This is a genomic window from Shewanella sp. cp20, from assembly GCF_000832025.1.
Lineage (GTDB): Bacteria > Pseudomonadota > Gammaproteobacteria > Enterobacterales > Shewanellaceae > Shewanella.
In genome coordinates this window covers 75691-97935 of record NZ_JPII01000047.1, presented here as the reverse complement: position 1 = coordinate 97935, position 22245 = coordinate 75691, and the positions used below count along the sequence as shown (strand labels likewise).

At 51.4% G+C, this 22245-nt stretch carries 17 protein-coding genes and 3 tRNA genes; 11 read left to right on the top strand and 9 right to left on the bottom strand.

Features of this window, described 5'->3' with window-relative positions; genetic code table 11:
- Positions 1-12: 12 nt before the first annotated feature.
- Positions 13-1485, bottom strand: a complete 1473-nt coding sequence (gene zwf / locus DB48_RS15890) for a glucose-6-phosphate dehydrogenase (protein WP_041511194.1) — start codon at positions 1483-1485, stop codon at positions 13-15.
- 308 nt (positions 1486-1793) lie between these two features.
- Here zwf and DB48_RS15885 point away from each other — a divergent pair, with 308 nt between their 5' ends.
- On the top strand, positions 1794-2648 hold the full coding sequence (locus DB48_RS15885) for a MurR/RpiR family transcriptional regulator (RefSeq protein ID WP_041511193.1): 855 nt from the start codon (positions 1794-1796) through the stop codon (positions 2646-2648).
- 183 nt (positions 2649-2831) lie between these two features.
- The gene (pyk, locus tag DB48_RS15880; protein ID WP_041511192.1) at positions 2832-4271 is read left to right on the top strand and encodes a pyruvate kinase; all 1440 of its coding nucleotides are present in this window, start codon (positions 2832-2834) and stop codon (positions 4269-4271) included.
- A 138-nt stretch (positions 4272-4409) separates the two neighbouring features.
- Here the strand turns inward: pyk and DB48_RS15875 are convergent, their stop codons facing one another.
- Both DB48_RS15875 and DB48_RS15870 read right to left on the bottom strand, forming a co-directional pair.
- Positions 4410-6686 (bottom strand): acyl-CoA dehydrogenase, encoded by a 2277-nt coding sequence (locus tag DB48_RS15875; RefSeq protein WP_041511191.1) that lies wholly within the window; start codon positions 6684-6686, stop codon positions 4410-4412.
- A gap of 8 nt (positions 6687-6694) precedes the next feature.
- Complete coding sequence (locus tag DB48_RS15870; RefSeq protein WP_041511190.1) at positions 6695-7333, bottom strand: TetR/AcrR family transcriptional regulator; 639 nt, start codon at positions 7331-7333, stop codon at positions 6695-6697.
- Between the two features lie 219 nt (positions 7334-7552).
- Here DB48_RS15870 and DB48_RS15865 point away from each other — a divergent pair, with 219 nt between their 5' ends.
- Positions 7553-9421 carry a M2 family metallopeptidase gene (locus tag DB48_RS15865; protein WP_041511189.1) on the top strand — a complete coding sequence of 623 codons (1869 nt, stop codon included), beginning with the start codon at positions 7553-7555 and terminating at the stop codon, positions 9419-9421.
- Between the two features lie 201 nt (positions 9422-9622).
- Here the strand turns inward: DB48_RS15865 and smrA are convergent, their stop codons facing one another.
- Positions 9623-10213 (bottom strand): DNA endonuclease SmrA, encoded by a 591-nt coding sequence (gene smrA / locus DB48_RS15860; RefSeq protein WP_041511188.1) that lies wholly within the window; start codon positions 10211-10213, stop codon positions 9623-9625.
- Between the two features lie 466 nt (positions 10214-10679).
- Here smrA and DB48_RS15850 point away from each other — a divergent pair, with 466 nt between their 5' ends.
- Together DB48_RS15850 and DB48_RS15845 are read left to right on the top strand one after the other, a co-directional pair.
- Positions 10680-11246: a YybH family protein gene (locus tag DB48_RS15850; RefSeq protein WP_041511186.1), complete on the top strand. Its 567-nt coding sequence runs from the start codon at positions 10680-10682 to the stop codon at positions 11244-11246.
- Positions 11239-11718 carry a YchJ family protein gene (locus tag DB48_RS15845; RefSeq protein WP_041511185.1) on the top strand — a complete coding sequence of 160 codons (480 nt, stop codon included), beginning with the start codon at positions 11239-11241 and terminating at the stop codon, positions 11716-11718. Before DB48_RS15850 ends, DB48_RS15845 begins: the two co-directional genes overlap by 8 nt.
- 202 nt (positions 11719-11920) lie before the next feature.
- Here the strand turns inward: DB48_RS15845 and DB48_RS15840 are convergent, their stop codons facing one another.
- From DB48_RS15840 to DB48_RS15830, 3 genes are all read right to left on the bottom strand, one after another.
- Positions 11921-14080, bottom strand: coding sequence for a sensor domain-containing phosphodiesterase (locus tag DB48_RS15840; RefSeq protein WP_041511184.1), 2160 nt, complete (start codon positions 14078-14080; stop codon positions 11921-11923).
- Positions 14081-14240: 160 nt separating this feature from the next.
- The gene (locus DB48_RS15835; RefSeq protein WP_041511183.1) at positions 14241-14528 is read right to left on the bottom strand and encodes a DUF406 family protein; all 288 of its coding nucleotides are present in this window, start codon (positions 14526-14528) and stop codon (positions 14241-14243) included.
- A gap of 72 nt (positions 14529-14600) precedes the next feature.
- Positions 14601-15089 (bottom strand): VC2046/SO_2500 family protein, encoded by a 489-nt coding sequence (locus DB48_RS15830; RefSeq protein ID WP_041511182.1) that lies wholly within the window; start codon positions 15087-15089, stop codon positions 14601-14603.
- A 125-nt stretch (positions 15090-15214) separates the two neighbouring features.
- Here DB48_RS15830 and DB48_RS15825 point away from each other — a divergent pair.
- The 4 genes from DB48_RS15825 (at position 15215) to DB48_RS15810 (ending at position 16853) form a co-directional block, all read left to right on the top strand.
- A tRNA-Tyr gene (locus tag DB48_RS15825) sits at positions 15215-15299 on the top strand.
- A gap of 31 nt (positions 15300-15330) precedes the next feature.
- Positions 15331-15415, top strand: a tRNA-Tyr gene (locus DB48_RS15820).
- 43 nt (positions 15416-15458) lie between these two features.
- A tRNA-Tyr gene (locus DB48_RS15815) sits at positions 15459-15543 on the top strand.
- Between the two features lie 248 nt (positions 15544-15791).
- Complete coding sequence (locus DB48_RS15810) at positions 15792-16853, top strand: PLP-dependent cysteine synthase family protein (RefSeq protein ID WP_152619180.1); 1062 nt, start codon at positions 15792-15794, stop codon at positions 16851-16853.
- Between the two features lie 261 nt (positions 16854-17114).
- Here DB48_RS15810 and queE read toward each other — a convergent pair whose 3' ends face one another.
- Entirely contained in the window at positions 17115-17783 is a 669-nt protein-coding gene (gene queE / locus DB48_RS15805) for a 7-carboxy-7-deazaguanine synthase QueE (protein ID WP_041511180.1), read from the bottom strand.
- Between the two features lie 184 nt (positions 17784-17967).
- Here queE and queC point away from each other — a divergent pair, with 184 nt between their 5' ends.
- Positions 17968-18651, top strand: coding sequence for a 7-cyano-7-deazaguanine synthase QueC (gene queC / locus DB48_RS15800; RefSeq protein ID WP_041511179.1), 684 nt, complete (start codon positions 17968-17970; stop codon positions 18649-18651).
- A complete protein-coding gene (gene rrtA, locus DB48_RS15795) occupies positions 18645-19229 on the top strand; it encodes a rhombosortase (RefSeq protein WP_041511178.1) in 585 nt (194 codons plus the stop codon). Before queC ends, rrtA begins: the two co-directional genes overlap by 7 nt.
- A gap of 288 nt (positions 19230-19517) precedes the next feature.
- Here the strand turns inward: rrtA and uvrB are convergent, their stop codons facing one another.
- A complete protein-coding gene (uvrB, locus tag DB48_RS15790) occupies positions 19518-21536 on the bottom strand; it encodes an excinuclease ABC subunit UvrB (RefSeq protein WP_041511177.1) in 2019 nt (672 codons plus the stop codon).
- Positions 21537-22245: the final 709 nt, after the last annotated feature.

Sequence of the window (22245 nt, the reverse complement as noted above, 5' to 3'; positions counted from 1 at the left end):
CTTAAATTTTCCTTACTCGTCCCAAGAGCGGCCGTCTTTTGCGATCAAAGCGACTGATGCCACGGGGCCCCAGCTACCCGCTGGATATGGCTTAGGCTTCTCGTTGCTCTCTTCCCACGCCTGGATGATGCCATCGACCCAGGTCCAAGCCTGCTCGACTTCGTCGCGGCGTACAAACAGCGCCTGATTGCCCAGCATGGCCTCTAACAATAGACGCTCATAGGCATCGGCGATGCGATCGTTCTTAAAGGTATCGGAGAAACTCAAATCCAGCTTGGTAGTTTGTAATCTTTGTTTCTGCTCTAGACCCGGCACCTTGTTCATCATCTGGATCTCAACCCCTTCGTGAGGCTGCAGACGAATAGTCAGCTTGTTCGGCGGTAGGTTGCGGTAACTTGAACGATACAGGTTGTGAGGCGGGTTCTTGAAATAGACGACAATCTCAGAACTCTTGGTCGGCATACGCTTACCGCTACGCAGATAGAAAGGCACACCGGCCCAGCGCCAGTTGTCGATATCGACGCGCAGGGCGACGAAGGTCTCGGCGTGAGACTGGGTGTTAGCCCCTTCCTCTTCGAGGTAGCCAGGCACAGGTGCGCCCTTCAGGAAACCGGCCGAGTATTGGCCGCGTACGGTATTTTCATAGATGTTATCGGCATCTATCTTACGCAGTGACTTAAGTACCTTTACCTTCTCGTCACGAATGCTGTCCGCATCCAGGTTAACCGGTGGATCCATGGCGACTAAGGTGAGCACCTGCAGCAGATGGTTTTGGATCATGTCGCGCATCTGACCGGCTTTGTCGAAATAACCCCAACGTCCTTCGATACCGACCTCTTCGGCAACGGTGATCTGCACATGGTCGATCGTGCGGTTATCCCACTTAGAGGCAAACAAGGAGTTAGCGAATCGCAGCGCGATCAGGTTCTGTACCGTCTCTTTACCTAGGTAGTGGTCGATACGATAGACCTGGTTTTCATTAAAGTAGGCGCTGACTTGATCGTTAATGACTTTAGAAGAAGCGAGATCTGAGCCGATGGGTTTTTCGAGGACGACACGGGTATCTGGATAGATGAGGTTTTGTTCATGCAGGCAGCGACAGATATCGCCAAAGATGGCCGGCGGCGTCGCGAAGTAGTTCACCATGACGCGCTTCTTGGGATCGAGGATCTCATGGAAGGCACTGTAACCTTCTGCCTCGGTGAAGTTAGTCCCAATGTAGACACAGCGCTGGAGGAATCGCGTAAGGGTTTCATCACACAAGGCTTCTTTAACGAAGCTCTTTAGCGCCGTGACAACCAGCTCCTGATACTCATCATGGCTAAAGGCGTCTTTGGCTACCCCGACTATCTTAGTCTCCTCGTTGAGCAGACCGGCCTTATCCAATTGATAAAGCGAAGGGAGTAACTTACGTCTGGCGAGGTCGCCTTTGGTGCCGAACAATACAAAATCACAAGCTTTGGCTTCTGGTGATGTCATGCCCATAGCTTAAAAATCTCCTATGTACTGTGTCCCATCGTTTCGATGAGAAGCTCACATGTTTGTTGTAATATAACAACAGAATTTGTTAATTGCATCTAAATTTTGCAAAAAATGACCTATTAGTAAACTAGCAACGAGACACCAAAATCTGATATGCTTTTTGTGATTAAATTACTATATATAGTAGAAAGTTTGCTCTGTAGTTAGATCATAATTCGTCATATAAACCAAACTGTAGCACTTTTTGTTTGGTTCTATCATGACATAAAAGAATAAATATAATTACATTACAATCCAGTGGATGTACGCATATGAATACCCTAGAAAAGGTTCAGAAAAACCTAACACATTTCAGTAAGTCGGAACGTAAAGTGGCTGAGGTGATATTGGCGTCACCACAAACCGCGATTCACTCCAGCATCGCCACCTTAGCCAAAATGGCCGATGTGAGTGAGCCTACGGTGAACCGCTTCTGCCGCCGTCTCGACACTAAAGGCTTTCCCGATTTTAAGCTGCACTTAGCACAGAGCCTGGCCAATGGTACCCCCTATGTCAGTCGCCACGTCGAGGAAGACGACAGTCCAGATTCATACACCACCAAGATCTTCGAGTCTTCTATGGCGGCGCTGGATACGGCTAGACAGAGCATGGACACGGCGGCCATCAACAAGGCCGTCGATATTCTTACCCAGGCAAAGAAGATCTCCTTCTTCGGCCTTGGCGCATCGGCCTCTGTCGCCCATGACGCACAAAACAAATTTTTCCGCTTCAACGTCCCGGTGATCTGCTTCGACGACGTATTGATGCAACGCATGAGCTGCATTAACAGTAGCGAAGGCGACGTGGTCGTGTTGATCAGCCACACAGGCCGCACCAAGTCACTCATCGATATCGCGCGCCTGGCCCGCGAGAACGGTGCCGCGGTGATCGCTATCACCTCGCGCAACTCGCCGCTCAGCGCCGAATGCACCCTCCCCGTCACCATGGAAGTGCCTGAAGATACCGACATGTATCTGCCCATGGCATCGCGCCTGGCACAGCTGGTGATTGTCGACGTGTTGGCCACAGGTTTCACCCTGCGCCGCGGCCCACGTTTCAGAGAGAGTTTAAAGCGCGTGAAAGAGGTGCTGAAAGAGTCTCGTATCGACAAAGAAGCGACTATATAGTCCAGTTTTGTAAGGATATTAGGCGGCCCTTGTATAAGGAGCCGCCTTTTTTTTCACTTTTAATCGCAGCGGTTCACAAAATTAATAATTTGAGATAGATCATTTTGTTTGTAATTTTCCTACAAAACTCCATTTTGTCTGTTAATATAGAGTAAGATTATTTAAAACTTAACGGAGTATCTCATGTTCCGCAGAACCAAAATTGTAACGACTCTGGGTCCAGCAACCGATCGTGACGACAATCTACGTCGTATTATCAAAGCTGGTGCAAACGTTGTTCGCCTCAACTTCTCTCATGGTTCACCTGAAGATCACCTAAAACGTGCCACCGACGTGCGAAATATCGCCAAAGAACTCGGTGTACACGTTGCTGTATTGGGTGACCTACAAGGCCCTAAGATCCGTGTCTCTACCTTCAAAGATAACAAGAAGGTGCAACTGGATCTGGGTCAGGCATTCGTCTTAGATGCCGACCTGGAAAAAGGCCAAGGTGACGAACACCAAGTGGGTATCGACTATAAAGAGCTACCGCAGGATGTCAGCATCGGCGATATCTTGATGCTCGACGATGGTCGTGTTCAGCTTAAAGTTGAGAAAGTTGAAGGTAATAAGGTTCACACCACAGTGACTGTTGCCGGTCCCCTGTCTAACAACAAGGGCATCAACAAAAAAGGTGGTGGTTTGTCTGCCGCGGCACTGACCGAGAAAGACAAGCAAGACATTATCACCGCAGCAGCCATCAAGGTAGACTACCTAGCAGTTTCATTCCCACGCAGTGGCGCCGACCTAAACTATGCCCGTGAACTGGCACAGAAGGCTGGTAGCAATGCGCTGATCGTCTCTAAAGTTGAGCGCGCAGAAGCCGTAGCTTCAGACGAAGCGATGGACGACGTTATCTTAGCCTCTGACGCTGTTATGGTTGCCCGTGGTGACCTGGGTGTTGAGATTGGTGATGCAGCTTTGGTTGCTGTACAGAAGAAGCTAATCAGCCGCTCTCGTCAGCTTAACAAGAGCGTGATCACCGCGACTCAGATGATGGAGTCTATGATCACCAGCCCAATGCCAACCCGTGCAGAAGTAATGGACGTGGCTAACGCAGTGCTTGATGGCACAGACGCTGTGATGCTGTCGGCAGAAACTGCAGCCGGTGACTTCCCAGAAGAAACCGTTAAGGCTATGGCTAACGTTTGTCTTGGCGCCGAGTCACACCCAAGTGTTCAGGTGTCTAAGCACCGCATGGATGAGCGTTTCACCTCTGTTGAAGAGACAATTGCGCTATCGACCATGTATGCGGCTAACCACCTCGAAGGTGTTAAGGCAATCGTAGCCTTGACCGAATCTGGTGCGACGCCTCAGCTTATGTCGCGTATCAGTTCTGCCCTGCCTATCCTGGCACTGTCACGTCACGACGTGACCCTGGCTAAGATGGCGCTTTACCGCGGCGTACAGCCTGTCTACTTCGACTCAACCGCTTACGGCGCAGATGAGCTAGCGAAGAAGGCTTTAGAAGCCCTGACCGAAGCGGGTTACCTCTCTTCTGGTGACATGGTACTGATGACCAAGGGTGACGCGATGGAAACCATCGGCGGAACCAACACCTGTAAGGTACTGATCGTTGCTTAAGACGACTCGCTGAGCGCTAGGTCTTTATATTCCTGGCCTAAGCAAATAAAGAAAAAGGTACGCATTGCGTACCTTTTTTTATGTTCAAAGCTATCTATTAATGAAAGCAATTAATGAAAGCTCAAAGCATTCGCTTAGTTACAAACTTTCAAACTCATCCACCGCAATTGCGATCTTACGTAGCCTATCGGCCTCGAGTAGCGTGTCGCGCTCGGCCTCGTTGATGATCGCTTGCTCAAATGCCTGGGCATACAAGGCATCATTAGCCTGTTTACGCTCAAGCTTACCTTCCTTCTGAGCACTGCGCAGCGTCTTAAGCAGATGTTTTACCTTGTGCTGTGCGATAAACGCATCTTCCACTTCGGCGATGCCGCTCTTATCCCCGTCAAAATCCGGGCAAAGATGAGTCAATCTATCGCGAGCAGGACCGGGTCTAAGCATGCTCTGGCAAACGGCAATGGTAAGCTTATCATCCGGGCCATTGAAGTGATTGCCAAGTGGGAACACCAAGGCGCGCATCGCATAGGCCAGCGGACGATTGGGGAAATTACGCAGCGCGCCGTATAGCGCCTTCGCCGCCCTTTGTAGCCTTAACTGCATCACATAATGCACTGTTGGTAGGTCGTCCTGCTGACGGCCATTGTCTTCGAACAGCTTGAGGGTCGCCGAACCCAGGTAGAGCTCACTCAGCACATCTCCCAGACGCGCCGACAACATCTCCTTACGCTTGAGATCGCCGCCCATCACCAACATGGAAAGATCTGTCACGAAGGCTAAGGCCGCGGAGAGCCTGGTCATATCCTTATAATACTGCTTGGTTTCGCCGGATACGGGCGCCGAGTTGAAGCGGCTACCGGTTAAGGCACCCAAGAGTGAACTTAGGGCATTGCGCGCCGCATAGCCCATATGACCCAGCAACAGGTTATCGAAACGCTCTAAGGCCTCGCCGCTATCTTCCATGGCAGCCGCTTCCATCTCAGCCAGCACATAAGGGTGACAACGGGTCGCCCCCTGACCAAAGATCATCAGGCTACGGGTAAGAATATTTGCCCCTTCAACCGTAATAGATATCGGCGTAGCCATATAGCCATGACCCAGATAGTTTTTAGGCCCGAGCTGGATCCCCTTGCCCGACTGAATATCCATGGCGTCGTTGAGCACGTCACGGCCCATCTCTGTCATATGATATTTGGCAATGGCGGTAACCACAGAGGGTTTGACCTTGAGATCGATCCCCGTGGTGGTCAGACGACGCGCCGCCTCCAGTTGATAGGTATTGGCGATGATGCGTGCCAAGGCCTCTTGCACCCCTTCAAACTGGCCAATCGATAAGCCAAACTGATGACGTACATAGCTATAAGCCGTGGTGGTTTTCGTGGTTACATGACCCGAAGCCGTCGCCAGGGCTGGCAGTGAGATGCCACGACCGGCAGAGAGGCACTCGACCAGCATGCGCCAGCCTCGGCCCGCGTACTGTGGTCCGCCGATGATCCAATCCAGCGGAATGAAGACATCTTCGCCGCGGGTCGTGCCGTTCATGAACCCCATGTTAAGCGGATTATGGCGATTGCCAATCTCGACCCCAAGATGATCTGTAGGGATCAAGGCGCAGGTGATACCAATTTCTTCTCTGTCGCCCAGCAGGCCATCTGGGTCGCGCATCTGGAACGCCAGGCCCAATACGGTCGACACCGGCGCAAGCGTGATATAGCGCTTATCCCAATTCAGTTTGAGGCCTAACACCTCTTCACCCTGGAATTCACCTCGGCACACTATGCCGGTGTCGGGAATGGCGCCCGCATCTGAGCCCGCCTCCGGGCCTGTTAAGGCAAAACAGGGAACCGCGTCACCGCTGGCCAGCTTGGGCAGCCAATGATCGCGCTGCTCCTTGGTGCCATAGTGAGTCAATAGTTCACCTGGGCCTAGGGAATTTGGCACCATCACACTCACCGCCGCGCTGACGCTGCGACTGGCAAGCTTACTCACGATGGTGGAGTTGGCATAGGCAGAAAAGGCCTTACCGCCATACTCTTTAGGAATGATCAGTGCGAAGAAGCCCTCTTTCTTGAAGTAGTCCCACAGCTCGGGCGGCAGATCCTTGCGCTCCTGCACTATGTTGAAATCATCGATCATGGTGAGGGCCGTCATCACCTGCTCATCGATGAAGGCTTTCTCCTCTTCGGTCAGTCGAGGGCGGCCATAGCTGTGGAGCGTATCCCAGTTGGGCTTGCCGCGAAACAGTTCGGCTTCCCACCACACATCGCCGGCCTCCATCGCCTCTTTCTCGGTGTCGGAGAGCGGTGGCAACACCTTCTTGAAGAAGGCAAACACCGGCCGAGTGATGCACTGCATACGGATATTTTTCACACCGAAAAGCACTATGATGACCAATAGTGCCAGAATAAAGAGTGTCATATTGCCCCCTACTGCGTTGTCACAGGCACTGCCACACCGGCAGCCAGATAAGGAATCACCTTGCGGATCACGGCTTCGATATCGTTGTGCTCATTGAAATCGGCCTCGGCAATCTCTGTCAGGGCATCGGCGGATGCCATGGTGAAGACCACAGTGCCTAAGGTAAAGTGTAATCGCCAAAACATCTCTGCGGGGGGAATATGTGGCGCGCTTTCGGCAACGGCCTTAACGAACTCACTCAGATGCTCACCATAATGTGTGGTGATGAACCATCTTAAATGGCCCTGACTCTCGATATAGCCACGACCCAGCAGCTGTAGGAAGGTGCGAGTGCCATCGGCCTTAAACTTGTTCAGCTCGAGCAGCGGCTTGACCAGCGACGAGAAGATCTCGTTCAGGCTAGGTTCGCTGCCCTGTTTTAATTGTACTACCGCATCGGAGGCTTCTGGCATGAAACGATCCAGATAGCGCGCGAGTACGGCGCGGATCAGCTCTTTCTTAGAGCCAAAATGATAGTTAACCGAGGCGAGATTAACTTCTGCCTTGCTGGTGATCAGTCGCAAGGAGGTTTCTGAAAAGCCGCGCTCGGCGAATAGCTTTTCTGCCGCATCCAGTATTCTTGTTTTCGTGTCGGATCGATTTGCCATTCCGTGACCTACAACTCTGATTTAAACATGTGTTTAAATTAAACACTGGTTCACTTATTGTCAAATAGAAATCGACAAGCTTTGCTCCTAGTAACACTCGTTTGTGACCGATAAAGGCGATCGAGAAACACACAGAGACGCCATAAACTGTAAACTTTGGCGAAATTGAGTAAACTATGCCTCACAAAAAGCCCCACAAAAATAACAAAGGAAGCTCTTATGAAACCAATTTGTGCCAAGTTGACCCCGATTGCCGTGGTCATAGCACTCTCTCTAGGGATCAGCGGCTGTGAAGGTGAGACCAACGCGGCTAAGTCTAACGGCGAAGGGAAAGCCGCTCAAACGAGCCCGAAACAAGATCCAGTAGCCCAGGCTAATCAGTTTATCGACAAGGCCGAAAACCAACTGGCCGAACTGTCCATCGAACAGAATCGCGCCGAATGGATCTACAGTAACTTTATCACCGAAGACACGGCCGCCCTCGCCGCCTCTGTTGGCGAGCGTCAGACCGCACTGTCGGTACAGCTTGCGACCCAGGCCGCTAACTATAGCCAGCTACCTCTGGATGAGGTGAACGCACGTAAACTCAACATATTACGCAGCGCTCTCGTGTTACCTGCGCCACTCGATCCTAAGAAGAATGCCGAGCTTGCTAACATCAGCGCCGAGCTAAATGGTCTCTATGGTAAGGGCAAATATTGCCTGGCCGATGGACGCTGTCTCACTCAACCTGAGCTTTCGGGCATCATGGCCAGCTCTCGCGATCCCAAAGAACTTGAGGAGATCTGGCAGGGCTGGCGTGAAATCGCCAAGCCAATGCGCCCCCTGTTTGAACGTGAGGTCGAGTTAGCCAATGAAGGCGCTAAGGATCTGGGTTATGCCAACCTTTCTGAACTCTGGCGCAGCCAGTACGACATGCAGCCCGATGCTTTCTCTACCGAACTCGACAGACTCTGGGGCCAGGTTGAACCCCTGTATGAATCTCTACACTGTTACGTCAGAGGCGAGCTGAACGAACAATATGGCGATAAGGTGGCACCTAAGGAGGGACCCATTCCCGCACACCTTTTAGGTAACATGTGGGCACAGCAATGGGGTAACGTCTACGACATGGTTGCGCCACAAGATGCGGATCCCGGCTATGACGTGACCGAGCTTTTGGCGAAACAGGGCTACGATGAGCATAAGATGGTAAAACAAGCCGAAAGCTTCTTTACCTCGCTGGGTTTCGACCCGCTACCAGACACTTTCTGGAGCCGCTCGCTATTTGTGCAGCCCAAGGATCGTGACGTGGTCTGCCACGCCTCGGCCTGGGATCTGGACAACCTGGATGATATTCGTATCAAGATGTGTATCCAGAAGACGGCCGAAGACTTCACCGTTATCCACCACGAACTGGGTCATAACTTCTATCAGCGCGCCTATAAAGAGCAGCCCTTCATCTTTAAGAACAGTGCCAACGACGGCTTCCACGAGGCGATCGGCGATACCATAGCACTGTCTATCACCCCAAGTTACCTGAAACAGATCGGCCTACTCGAGCAGGTACCCGACGCCTCTAAGGATATCGGCCTACTGCTACGACAGGCGCTGGATAAAGTCGCCTTCCTGCCCTTCGGTCTGATGATAGATCAATGGCGCTGGAAGGTCTTCAGCGGAGAGATCACTCCGGCACAGTACAACCAAGCCTGGTGGGATCTGCGTGAGAAGTACCAAGGCGTTAAGGCGCCAATCGCTCGTAGCGAAGCCGACTTCGATCCGGGTGCCAAGTATCACGTGCCTGGCAACGTGCCTTACACCCGCTATTTCCTGGCGCATATTCTTCAGTTCCAGTTCCACAAGGCACTGTGTGATATCGCCGGCGATACAGGCCCAGTCCACCGTTGCAGCATCTACGGTAACAAGGCGGCGGGCGCCAAGCTCAATGCCATGTTAGAGATGGGTCAGAGCAAGCCTTGGCCGGAAGCCCTGGAAGTGGTGACGGGCAAGAAGACCATGGATGCCTCTGCCGTCATCGACTATTTTGCACCGCTAAAAGTCTGGCTGGATGAGCAGAACAAACAGGCTAACCGCCAGTGTGGCTGGTAACTCTTGCCAGTAACTCTTGCCAGTAATTCTTGCTGGTAACCGGCATTCTCGTTAAAAGACGTGATGCGACGGAGCTGAGATAGCAAAAATAAAAAATCACCTCCTTGGAGGTGATTTTTTTTCGGCGCTTACTAGGGCCTGATTAAAACAACCATCGTCGACCGGCGATAAGTGTTAGCTCAACTCAAAGCGTTCTCATTACTAGGCCCATCTATGAGTGCCCTTGTGATGCTGCTCTGCGGTATCTAACTTATCTTGGGCCGATTTGGCCAACATCACCATCATGGCACCAGCACCACCCCAGGCAGGCGGCGCACTGTGAAAGGCCTGTACTCCCTCTATCTCGGCCAACCAGGCGCTGACATAAGATTTAAGCTTTGCCGGGATAGGCTGGCTATTCACACCCGTACCGTGAATGACGATGAGGTTTCTCAGCCCGGAGCTCTGACTATTGGTAACAAAATCATAAAGCAGTTCTCTCGCCCTGGCTAAGCTCAAGCCGGTTAAGTCCAGATCGGCCTGTATCTCATACTTGCCCTGGCGAAACAGCTTAAACACCTGTCCCTGCACGCCCTGGCTTTTAACGCTCACCACGGCTTGTGGCGCCAATGGGGTGATATCATCCAACTCGAGCGACAATTTTTCCAGCGCCAAGCGCCGCAGCGCCTCTTGGTGGCGTCTTTGCCCCTCCGGACTCGTCCCGCCTTGGCTCGGGGCGACCGCATTATTTGCCTTTAACGGTTTAACACCTTGCATAGAAGCGAGAAATAAAGCGCTGTCATCTTCACTCATGCCTATCTCCTCCACTTCTGCCTTTAACTACACCGGCGTGATCACTTTGGTGCAGGCGAACCTGTTACTCAATCTACCACAACTATCCATCACGCCTATCCATCGCGAATATACGGTCACTCTGGCTGAAATGCTCCTCATTGGGAAAGTCTCAACATCCCAGTCAGGTAAAAGTATCCGTTTAGGCTCACAAAAACTCAAGCCTCCTATAACCCATGGCAGACTAAACGCCTCAAAAAGCACCAGGAGCACAGTCAAAAACAAGGCTGCATCATGGAAAGCTCAACGCCGGCTCAATAACATCACCTATGTTGGCGGAAAAGACTAAGAGTCAGGCGAACAACCGCTTAATTGCAGAAAAAAACAACGTCCGGTGCCGGAGACACAATTTGTTAAGAACTAAATCTTTCGCATCAAAAAGCCATGGATTATAGTGACCCTAGTATTAGCAGCAGCGTATAGCTAAATGAAACTCTTCAAATTTGTCCTTATCTTGGGGCTCTGTGCTCTCAATTTCCAAGCCTTTGCCCAGAAGAATGACAATGACGCCTTAAATCAATTCTATAAGCAGTTCAGCGTCGCGTTTGAACAGCTCGATGAGTCTGTTATTCAAGATATTTATGCAGAAAACGCCTGCTACATCCCAGAGCAACAGAATAAAGAGATCACCATGGGGCGAGATAATATTATCGCGCTCTACAAGCGTTTCTTTGGCAAGATTAAACACAAGAATGCGCAGATAGAAGTGGATTTTCGCGTGGTCGAGCGTCAACTGGACAAGCAACAGGCTACCGACGTGGGCTACTATCTGATCCGTTTCTACCCGCCTAAAGAAACCGAAGAACCGGTAAGTGAGTTTGCCGGCAAATTTGTGATCGTCTCCAAGAAGAAGACGGACGGCAAATGGTACCTCACGGTCGATACCAACAACCGCTCTGAGCCATCGTTTTACTATAGTGCCAAGCCCTTACCCAACCTCTATTATGGTCGTCAGTTTTCGACCCTGAGCGAGTCAAGCAGCAAACATGACTAACCCCTCCCTCCCTTGCCCCTGTGGCAGGTCGGTAAAAGATAAGCCGCTAAGTTACAAAGAGTGTTGTGAACCTTATCATCTCGGCAGCATCGCGCCGGATCCTGAATCCTTGATGCGCAGCCGCTATTCGGCGTTTGTGCTTAAACGCCATAAGTATCTTATCGATACCCATCATCCCGACTATCTTAACGGCCTGAGCGTGCAGATCCTCGACCAGGAGAATCATACTCACTGGCTGGCGCTCAGCGTCAACAAGAGTAGCAGAGAACAGAATAAGGGAATGGTTGAGTTTCACGCCTGGTATCGGGCTAACGATGGACTGGATGCCATTCATGAGATCTCAGACTTTGTTAAACAGGATGGACGTTGGTGGTACACCCAGGGTGAGCAACTCTTGCCCAAATACCCTAAACGCAACGATCCCTGTGTCTGTCAGAGTGGTAAGAAGTTTAAGCAGTGCTGTCTTAAATAGTAAGGCAGCGTAGAAAACCTATACTGCCGGGAAACTCATCTAAGAAGGCCAATGGCTATCAGGCAGGGCGAATAGACTGGGCTATCAGGCTGAGCCATTTGACCGTTCAATTGGCGATCAAGCTCACAGGCTCACGGCTAACTAGCTAACATCTCAAAAGCTTTCGCCTGCCTATCAATGCTGAGCGGCTATTGCGGCCAGATTAATGCAGTGGCGTCTCTGTATTGGCACGTAGGAACTGGCTGAACTCGGCTTCTCGCAGCGCCGGGCTATAGAGGAAACCTTGCGCCTGATGGCAGCTTAACGCCGACAGGAAAGATTCCTGCTCGGCGGTCTCGACCCCCTCGGCCGTCAGCGATAGATTGAGCGCCTTGGCCATGGCAATGATGGCGCTGACGATCTCGCGACTCTCACGGCTGACACTGAGATCTGAGATGAAAGATCTGTCTATCTTCAGCTTGGAGATGGGGAACTGCTTCAAATAACGCATCGAGCTGTAACCCGTGCCAAAATCGTCGATGGCCAGCCCTACCCCTAACTCGGCCAACTCCTTGCACAGATGGGTCGCATAGACCACATCTTCCATCAGCTCGGTCTCGGTGATCTCCAAAATCAGGGTGTTAGGCCGAATACGGTACCGAGTCACCAGTTGCCACACCTGATCATAGAGCTGGGTACTGAAAAACTGCCGCGCAGAGACATTCACATGCATGGAGAGGTTAATGTTATGGTGCTGCCACAGGTTAAGCTGGCGACACGCCGCCTCTAACACCCATTCGCCTATGGCCGCGATCATACCGGTCTGCTCGGCGATATCGATAAAGGCGCCGGGATAGAGAACCCCCTTCTTGGGATGATGCCAGCGGATCAGCGCCTCGGCGCCTATGTAGGCCTGACGGCCGAGATCTTTCAGGGGTTGATAATAGAGCTCAAACTCACGATTCTTTAGCGCCGCCTGCAGATCCCGCTCTATTTGAGCATCTTCTTTGAACGACTTTAACAGGGCGTGATTAAAGATCTGTATCGCACTCCCCTGCTTCTTCTTGGCATACTGCACCGCAATATCGGCGCAGGTGAGCGCCGAAAAACCTGCCTCGAGTGCGTTTATCTCGACGACCGACAGTGCAGGTTTAGCCTCGAAAGATTCGGCGCCCACCTGAACAGGCAAATTTAACTGGTGATAGAGACGCTTGATGGCGTAGTCCAGGCTCTGCTCATCCTCGATACCCTCAAGCACCAAGGCAAACTCATCGCTGCCCACACGGGCCATCAGCTCAGCCTTCTTGACGCTGGCAAAGTGTTTGATGCGGCGAGCCACCTCGATCAACAGGCTATCGCCCTTTTCATGGCCGTAGGTATCGTTGAAGCGCTTAAAGCCCCTGAGATCGATCAGCATCAGGTGGCCACTGCGTAGCTTTTCCAATGCGCGATTGAAATAGCTACGGTTGTAGAGGCCGGTTAGCGAGCAGCGCCAAGCCAAACGCTCGAGCTCATTCTGCTGCACCAACTCTTCTGAACAATCTTCGGCGGTCACCAGGGCGTAGTGATTGCCCCTAGGGGTGGTAAAGGGGCGAACCCGATAACGCAGCCAGTAACTCTCACCATCTCGACGGGTCAACTGGGTATTTCCCTTGGCGATCTTACCTAGCTTGACTTGGGCCAGCACGGCGTCGGCCTGGACCGGCGACTGCTTAAAGAAATCCAGACAAGCTAAGGGTTGCCCCAATATTTGCTGCTTAGGCACACCTGAGATGGCATGATGTGCGCCATTAACATATTCAATCTTATCTGTGGCCAGGTTGACCACCATGCTGATCTGCTCCGACTGTTCGATTGCCTTTAAAAACAGGCTCAGGCGCTCGTCTGTGTCGTAAGCGCGTTGTGTCGCCAGGGTCAATGCCAGCTGATCGGCCACCTGGGAAACGATATGGATCTCGCTCTCTGGCCATTCATGCAGCTGACCCGATTCGAGATAGAGCACCCCTTCGAGGTGTCCATTGATACGAATGGCCACATCAAGATGCGAGACCACCTGATTTTCATTGAGGTAATCGACTAATTCGGCGACACGGCCATCATTTTCGACGTCGACCACGTCTATGGTGCGACTGCGTTTGAGCTGATCGAAATAATTGGGACATAAGGATTGTGCGGGGCGTGAAGCCTGGCCTTGCAAACTTGTATGAGCGATGAGCTCACAAGCCTGGCTGCCGGAAAACAGACAAACACCTATGTTGTCCACCTCGAGGGACTGACTGAGCAGATCGCAGGCAAGCTCGGCCGTCTCTTTAAACAGACCTTCTTGTTTTTGCGTCGAATTGACTATGGTTTCAAGCAGATGTTGAAATTGGCGCTTGGTCATAAAATCCTACTGCCGATAACCTTCTGCCGATAGAAAGGTTACCGAGGTAAAAACCGCCAAAGGCGGTAACAACATAGATGTTATTGTTATTATTAAATGTTCAATTTGTGCACATTACACGAATAACTCGCTAATTAGCAAGCTAATCTCGATGGCGCCGCTAGAGACCATGTTCGAGTTGGAAAATCATCTTCTCGGCGCTGTAGCCAAAAGTGAGGCGCAGCTCCTGGCCACCTTCTACTGCCTTGATCTCACTCTCAACACCCTCGAAACGCTGCTTAGCCGCCTGTGCCATGGCTTGCAACTCACTTTGGGCGTTCTCTCCATCACGTACCAGAGTCAGTACGGTATCAAACTCATCGATCACGGCGCCGATATCGGCATAGCTGCCACAATCGTTACAGGTATCGTTTACCAACTCTGATTGACCCTCTTGAATCTTTTTCATTTTGACCCTTAACCTTTTAACTGAAAATGCTCATAGCTATATATAGCAAAAGCCGAGCTACCGCACTTAAAACTAAGCCAAAATGTCTCCTAACGCACGTTGCCTGACGATCTGCTCGGTAAAATGCGGTAATTCCAAACTAGGTGCATCGGCATCGAGTTCATTGTGAAAACGCGCCAGGGTAACGGGATCGCAGTTAGCCAGCACCTCTTGCATCGCCAGCGGATCCCGTCCTCTGTGGACTAAGGGTTCGGGACTCAGATATTGCTGCAGATGAAAACCGCTTAGCCCTGCCTGGTGAAACTGCTCGCTGTTGTCTCTGTCTTCACCCAGATGAAGTGCGCTGGTCAGCGCCTGTGGCTCGGGTAACTCAAATTGACGCTTGAGTTTTGTCTCTACATCGCTTGGCGCCTGATCCAAATGAAACTGCGCCATATCTCTGGCATCGTTTGACAACATGGCCAGCAGCAGACCAAATTCTCCCCGGCGATGATCGACTATCGCCTGGTTGAGTCGGGTCCCTAATTGATTCTCGTTGATGATCAACTGACTAGTTCGCATAAAAAAACATCAATAAAACAGCTCGTTGCTATTTAATCGACCGCTTACGCCATAACTTTAGCAATTATTTTAAATTGGGACTTTACAGCGCCAAGGATTCTGACTACTATGGCCGCCGCAATTGAGGAGGGGTTCCCGAGTGGCCAAAGGGATCAGACTGTAAATCTGACGGCTCAGCCTTCGAAGGTTCGAATCCTTCTCCCTCCACCATTTGCCTACAATGTAATAAAGAGATACTCGTGGAGGGGTTCCCGAGTGGCCAAAGGGATCAGACTGTAAATCTGACGGCTCAGCCTTCGAAGGTTCGAATCCTTCTCCCTCCACCATCTTTATCTCGTTATTATCTTGTGCTGCTGTACCAAAAAATATGGAGGGGTTCCCGAGTGGCCAAAGGGATCAGACTGTAAATCTGACGGCTCAGCCTTCGAAGGTTCGAATCCTTCTCCCTCCACCATTTTTTCTCTCGCATTATCTGCGCATCATTTAGTTCCTAATTTCAAACACTTCGCTTCATTTTTGTCATCATTTAGATGATGTTACCCCCTTAGTTAATGCAGCGAATCATTCTTTCAGTCTCCCAAGGTTTTCCCTCGCGGCCAGCACTGCCTGTTATCCGTCGCATTTATTTTCGATTTTCCTTTTCGTTATAATTTATTTCGTTAAGCTATAACGACTATCCGCTCGATAACCTCAGGAGCCACAATGAATCAATCTTGGGTCAACCAGGCCATCGCCAAGATCGAGGCAGACTATCAACGCAGTGCCGACACCCATCTGATCAAGCTGGAACTGCCTATGCTGCCCGGCATCGATATCTACCTAAAAGATGAAAGTACCCATCCCACCGGCAGCCTTAAGCACCGCCTGGCGAGATCCCTGTTTCTCTACGCCCTATGTAACGGTTGGATCACCCAAGATACGCCCATCATAGAATCCTCCTCGGGCAGTACGGCCGTATCCGAGGCCTATTTTGCGCGCCTGCTTGGCCTACCCTTTATTGCTGTCATGCCCGCCTCTACCGCCAAGAAGAAGATACAACAGATAGAGTTTTATGGCGGCCGTTGCCACTTCGTCGACCATTCGAGTGAGATATACGCCGAATCACAACGACTGGCCGACGAGCTGTCGGGTCACTATATGGACCAATTCACCTACGCCGAGCGGGCAACCGACTGGCGCGGTAACAACAACATCGCCAACTCCATCTTCGAGCAGATGCAGCGAGAACCACATCCCGTCCCCAGCTGGATAGTGATGAGCCCAGGCACGGGCGGCACCTCGGCCACCATAGGCCGCTATATTCGCTATCAATGCGCCAAGACAAAGTTATGTGTGGTCGACCCGGAAAATTCGGTATTCTACGACTACTACCACAGCGGTGATGCCAGTATCAGCTGCGCCGATGCCAGTCGCATCGAAGGCATAGGGCGACCCAGGGCCGAGCCCTCCTTTATTCCAGGGGTGGTCGATCATATGGTCAAGATTGACGACAACGCGTCGATCGCCACCATCTATTGGTTAGAGGCGCTGATCGGTCGCAAGGCAGGTCCCTCAACAGGCACCAACCTCTATGGCGCGCTGCAACTTGCCAGCGAGATGCACGCCAACGGCCAGAGCGGCTCCATCGTCACCTTGCTGTGTGACTCGGGTGAGCGCTACCTAGACACCTACTACGACAGTGAGTGGGTAGCACAACATATTGGCGACATCAGCCAATATCAGGCCAAGCTAACGGCCTTTAATCAGACGGGACACTTGGAATAACGCGCAGCGTTTTTAGTCCAAGCTCAGAGATGAATAGGCTCAACGTGAACTAATAGCAATCGTAATAAATAATTGATCATGCTAGCTTGTTAAAACGCTCGATAACTGTATTAGTATTTTTAATTGTAGAATAACTACTTATCTAAAAATCCTGCTTTGTTCTCAAGCGTTTTTCCTGCGCGATTTCTGAACACATATTTACTGTGATTGGTATAAACAAAAAACGGCGCCAATGCGCCGTTTTTTATCTGTTACTACCAGCTAATCGATATTTAAATATTTGTGGGTCTGAATAGAGAGGCGCCAATTACGCTCGATGCAGACCTTCATCGCCAGCTCGGTGGCTCTAGGCTTCTGACTAATAGGCTGCAGGCAGATGGTCTTGCCCAGGGTGTCTATGCCTTTAAGCAGCTCATCCAGCTCCTCGATATGGGAGGCCTTGGCCACCGGGTGTTTGATCTCATCGGCGCGCTCCAGTGCCTGCTCTAGCACCTTGTAACCACCCTTCATGTTGATCTTAGGCGATACCGTTACCCAGGCGCGGGGATCCACCAATACGTCGAAGGTACCACTGGTCTCGATTTGACACTGCATGCCCGCATCGGCAAAGGCCTGGGTCAAGGCGAAAAGATCATAGATACAGGGCTCGCCGCCAGTGATCACCACATGTTTAGCGCTGAAGCCCTGCACCTTGAAGTGCATCAGTAACTCGCGGGCATCTAATTCGGCCCAGCGGCCAATGGTGCCGTCCACCTGGATCACTTGCTCGGGGGAGACGCGATTCTCGGCTAAGGTTTCCCAAGTATGTTTGGTATCGCACCAGGAACACCCCACTGGACAGCCCTGCAGACGGACGAAGATCGCCGGCACGCCAGTGTACACACCTTCACCCTGGATGGTTTCAAAAACTTCATTAACCGGATACTTCATCTTTAACCTCGTCACATGCGGGCGGCTTTTATAGAAGATTTTGCCCCTACAAGCAAGTATAACCCCATTAATTCCCCAAGGTTTCACCAAATTGACTACCGGGAATGGCAATAGCGACAAGAAAATTTGCAAGGTCTCCACGGTCAGTTAAACTATCGGCAAATTTTCTATCCGGACAGATTAAATGTCTAAAGCTGTAGTCGTGTTTAGTGGCGGACAAGATTCCACCACCTGTTTAATTCAAGCCCTGAATCAATACGATGAGGTGCACGCAGTTACTTTCGATTATGGTCAACGCCATAGCGAAGAGATCGCCACCGCCGCCAAGTTGGCCAAGGAACTCAAGGTTGCCAGCCACAAGATATTGGACGTGACTGTGCTGAACGAGCTGGCGATCTCCGCCCTCACCCGAGATGCTATTCCTGTCTCCAACGAATTGATGGATAACGGCCTGCCCAACACCTTCGTGCCTGGTCGTAACATACTGTTTCTCACCTTGGCCGGGATCTACGCCTATCAATTGGGCGCCGAAGCCGTGATAACAGGCGTGTGCGAGACCGACTTCTCTGGTTATCCCGATTGCCGCGACCAGTTCATCAAGGCGATGCAGTCGGCATTGGAGCAGGGAATGGATCGCGAGCTTAAACTGGTCACCCCGCTAATGTGGCTCAATAAGGCCCAGACCTGGGCACTGGCCGACAAGTACCATAGCCTGGAGCTAGTCAGAGACCAGACCCTCACCTGTTACAATGGCATCGTCGGCAGCGGCTGTGGCACCTGCCCCGCGTGTCTGCTTAGGGCCAAGGGCCTGGCGGACTACCTGGATGATAAAGTCGGTGTCATGGCCGAACTGGATGCCAAATGTTAGGTCGGCTGACTTCGCGCGCCACCCCTTACGGCGTGGTGCTTGGGATCACTGTACTCTGCAGCCTGCTCTATTTTCTCCATCTAGACGCTACGCTTGCCTTTAGACGCAGCGCCATTGCCCATGGTGAATGGTGGCGCCTAGTGACAGGCAATCTGCTGCATACCAATCACTGGCACCTATTGATGAACCTTGCCGGGCTCTGGGTGATCAGTTTTCTGCACGAGAACCACTACCGCGCGGCCAATTTTTCCCTGCTGTTTGCCCTGCTCTGTCTGCTGCAAGGATTGGGACTCTACTGGTTTTTCCCAACCTTAGGCGGTTATGTGGGCCTCAGCGGCATGCTTCATGGCCTGTTTGCCTATGGTGCCCTCAAAGATATTCAGATGAAGATCCGCTCGGGCTACCTGCTGTTTGCCGGCGTCTGCTTTAAGGTTGCCTACGAGCAGTATTATGGCGCCACGGATCAGATCACTAAGCTTATCGATGCTAGGGTCGCCACCGAGGCCCACCTAATTGGGGTGATCGGCGGTGTGCTGGTTTTTCTGCTCTATCGTCTCATCAGAAAACTGGCGCGCTGAAGGGCTTCCTACGACGGCTCCAAGGTTACTGACTATTAAGACAAGTTACGCCAAGCAGATTTAGGCGCTAGCAGATATAGAAAAGGCTCACCTAGGTGAGCCTTTTTCGTTTCTATGCGTTATACCAATCACAGTAAACATGTGATCAGAAATAGCGCAGGAAAAACGCTTGAGAACAAAGCAGGATTTTTAGATAAGTAGTTATTCTACAATTAAAAATACTAATACAGTTATCGAGCGTTTTAACAAGCTAGAATGATCAATTATTTATTACGATTGGTATTAGCACTAGGCCTTGATCAGCGCCTCGCGCAGGGCAAGTACCTCATCACGCAGTGCGGCGGCCTGTTCAAACTCCAGGTCTCTGGCATGCTGATGCATACGTTTCTCGAGTTCATCGATCTGATGGCTGAGGCTGGATGCATCTTGCTTAGCATAGGTGGTTCTGGACTCGGCCACCTTCTGGTATTTGGGCAATTCCTTGGCGGTATGCTCGTTATGCTCACCCAAATCCATCACATCGGCAATCTTCTTCGAGACTCCTTTTGGCGTAATGCCATTGGCCAGGTTGAACTGATGCTGTTTCTCTCGGCGTCGCTCTGTCTCGCCAATGGCCTTAGCCATCGATTTAGTTACGGTATCGGCATAGAGGATCACCTTGCCATTCACGTTACGGGCGGCGCGGCCTATGGTCTGAATCAGTGAACGTTCGGAGCGCAGGAAGCCCTCCTTATCGGCGTCCAAGATGCACACCAGAGAGACCTCTGGCATATCCAGCCCCTCCCTGAGCAGGTTAATGCCGACCAGCACATCGAACACTCCGAGACGCAGATCGCGGATGATCTCTACCCGCTCGACCGTGTCGATGTCAGAATGCAGATAACGTACCTTCACCCCATGCTCGTCCAGATACTCGGTGAGATCCTCTGCCATCCGCTTAGTAAGGGTGGTCACCAACACGCGCTCGTTTACGGCCACACGCTTGTTCGCCTCAGACAGCAGGTCGTCTACCTGTATCGCCACCGGGCGCACCTCGATCTCAGGATCCAACAGGCCTGTTGGGCGCACCACCTGCTCGGCAATCTCGCCGTCACTCTTGTCCAGCTCATATTGGGCCGGTGTCGCCGACACGAAGATGGTTTGAGGCATTAAGGATTCGAACTCTTCAAACTTAAGCGGACGGTTATCCAGCGCCGAAGGCAGGCGGAAACCATACTCAACAAGGTTCATCTTGCGAGAACGATCCCCCTTATACATGGCACCTATCTGGGGCACAGTCACATGGGACTCGTCGAGGATCAGCAGGCCATCGGCGGGCAGATAGTCCAGCAGGGTCGGCGGGCCCTCTCCCGGTCGCCTGCCAGAGAGATAGCGCGAATAGTTCTCGATGCCCGAACAGTAGCCCAGCTCAGTCATCATCTCGATATCATATTGCACCCGCTCCGAGATCCGCTGGGCCTCGATCAGCTTATTATTGTCCAGCAGATACTGCTTGCGCTCCCTTAGCTCCTCCTTGATCTCCTCGGTAGCCGCCAGAATCTTCTCTCTGGGCGTCACATAGTGGGTCTTGGGATAGACGGTAGTACGGGCGATACGCTGCAGAATATGGCCGGTTAAGGGATCGAACAGGCTGAGGCGGTCTATCTCATCGTCGAACAGCTCGACGCGAATCGCCTGCTTGTCAGATTCGGCGGGAAAGATATCGATCACCTCACCGCGCACCCTGAAGGTACCGCGATCGAGCTCGATATCGTTACGGGTATACTGCAGCTCACTCAGGCGCTGTAAGATCTCCCGTTGCCCCATGAAATCACCCTGACGAAGGTGCAGCAACATCTTCATATAGGACTCGGGGTCGCCAAGACCATAGATGGCCGACACCGAGGCGATCAACACTACGTCACGGCGCTCCAGCAGGGCCTTGGTGGCCGACAGGCGCATCTGCTCGATATGCGCATTGACCGAGGCGTCCTTCTCGATGAAGGTGTTCGTCGAGGGCACATAGGCTTCGGGTTGGTAATAGTCGTAATAGGAGACGAAATACTCCACGGCATTATGAGGAAAGAACTCCTTCATCTCGCCATAGAGCTGTGCCGCCAGGGTCTTATTGGGCGCCATGATGATGGTTGGGCGCTGCATCTGTTTGATAACGTTGGCAATGGTAAATGTCTTACCGGATCCCGTTACCCCAAGCAATGTCTGGCTCGCGAGCCCGGCATCTAGGCCGTCGACAAGTTGCTTGATCGCGCCCGGCTGATCGCCCGCCGGCGCATATTGTGAGACGAGATCGAACGCTGATTCACTCAATGGTGCACTCCTTTATAGCTGTGCACCTATCTTAAAGTACCCATAGCTATTAGCCAATTGAGAGCAGACATTTTCTTCATCGAGAAAATTCACCTAACCGGCTTATAAATGTCATCGCTTTGTCATGTAAGTTTTGTACAAGAGGGGAAATCCCACTCAATGTTCAAAAAACAGGCTAAAACGCACGCCTGTAGCCAATTTAATACACAAGTTAGGTGCTAAAACGCATTACATATCTGTAACGTCGCACAGATTATTGCTCAAAGGGGCTTGATTTTTATAAGTCGTTGATAATTGGTGCCAATATTAAGATGCGCTAATTCTTGTCATTTTAAGTACAACCCGCAGGCTCACTGCGTTTGGCCGGCGATTTTATACCTCACCCACAGGCTTATCCACAGATTTAGTGGATAACTCTCTCAACCTCAGGATAATCGCGGCTTTAACCCCTTTTATACATTCTGGCTCTTTTATCTTCCGAGATGAAATTTTACTACATTTGAAAACCCAGTCTTATAGCTAAGCAGGTTTGGCTGTCATATTGACTGAGTGCAAAACCTCAATAGCCGATAGATTTCAGCCAGATATGGCCGTTAAAGCATCAAAATGCGCACTTAGCGATCACTGTGCGCATTAGATGAGCACTTAACAGCATAATTACACTTTTTTTGCCAAGTCGAGTTGACTCATGTGTAAGAGCGATTTAATA

Bases quoted from the DNA above. Each gene is read 5' to 3' on its own strand.
- DB48_RS15850 (WP_041511186.1), top strand. From the start codon at position 10,680: ATGAAACTCTTCAAATTTGTCCTTATCTTGGGGCTCTGTGCTCTCAAT.
- zwf (WP_041511194.1), bottom strand. From the start codon at position 1,485: ATGGGCATGACATCACCAGAAGCCAAAGCTTGTGATTTTGTATTGTTC.
- DB48_RS15870 (WP_041511190.1), bottom strand. From the start codon at position 7,333: ATGGCAAATCGATCCGACACGAAAACAAGAATACTGGATGCGGCAGAA.
- queC (WP_041511179.1), top strand. From the start codon at position 17,968: ATGTCTAAAGCTGTAGTCGTGTTTAGTGGCGGACAAGATTCCACCACC.
- DB48_RS15835 (WP_041511183.1), bottom strand. From the start codon at position 14,528: ATGAAAAAGATTCAAGAGGGTCAATCAGAGTTGGTAAACGATACCTGT.
- queE (WP_041511180.1), bottom strand. From the start codon at position 17,783: ATGAAGTATCCGGTTAATGAAGTTTTTGAAACCATCCAGGGTGAAGGT.
- DB48_RS15885 (WP_041511193.1), top strand. From the start codon at position 1,794: ATGAATACCCTAGAAAAGGTTCAGAAAAACCTAACACATTTCAGTAAG.
- DB48_RS15840 (WP_041511184.1), bottom strand. From the start codon at position 14,080: ATGACCAAGCGCCAATTTCAACATCTGCTTGAAACCATAGTCAATTCG.
- DB48_RS15810 (WP_152619180.1), top strand. From the start codon at position 15,792: ATGAATCAATCTTGGGTCAACCAGGCCATCGCCAAGATCGAGGCAGAC.
- DB48_RS15830 (WP_041511182.1), bottom strand. From the start codon at position 15,089: ATGCGAACTAGTCAGTTGATCATCAACGAGAATCAATTAGGGACCCGA.
- pyk (WP_041511192.1), top strand. From the start codon at position 2,832: ATGTTCCGCAGAACCAAAATTGTAACGACTCTGGGTCCAGCAACCGAT.
- DB48_RS15845 (WP_041511185.1), top strand. From the start codon at position 11,239: ATGACTAACCCCTCCCTCCCTTGCCCCTGTGGCAGGTCGGTAAAAGAT.
- DB48_RS15875 (WP_041511191.1), bottom strand. From the start codon at position 6,686: ATGACACTCTTTATTCTGGCACTATTGGTCATCATAGTGCTTTTCGGT.
- DB48_RS15865 (WP_041511189.1), top strand. From the start codon at position 7,553: ATGAAACCAATTTGTGCCAAGTTGACCCCGATTGCCGTGGTCATAGCA.
- smrA (WP_041511188.1), bottom strand. From the start codon at position 10,213: ATGAGTGAAGATGACAGCGCTTTATTTCTCGCTTCTATGCAAGGTGTT.
- rrtA (WP_041511178.1), top strand. From the start codon at position 18,645: ATGTTAGGTCGGCTGACTTCGCGCGCCACCCCTTACGGCGTGGTGCTT.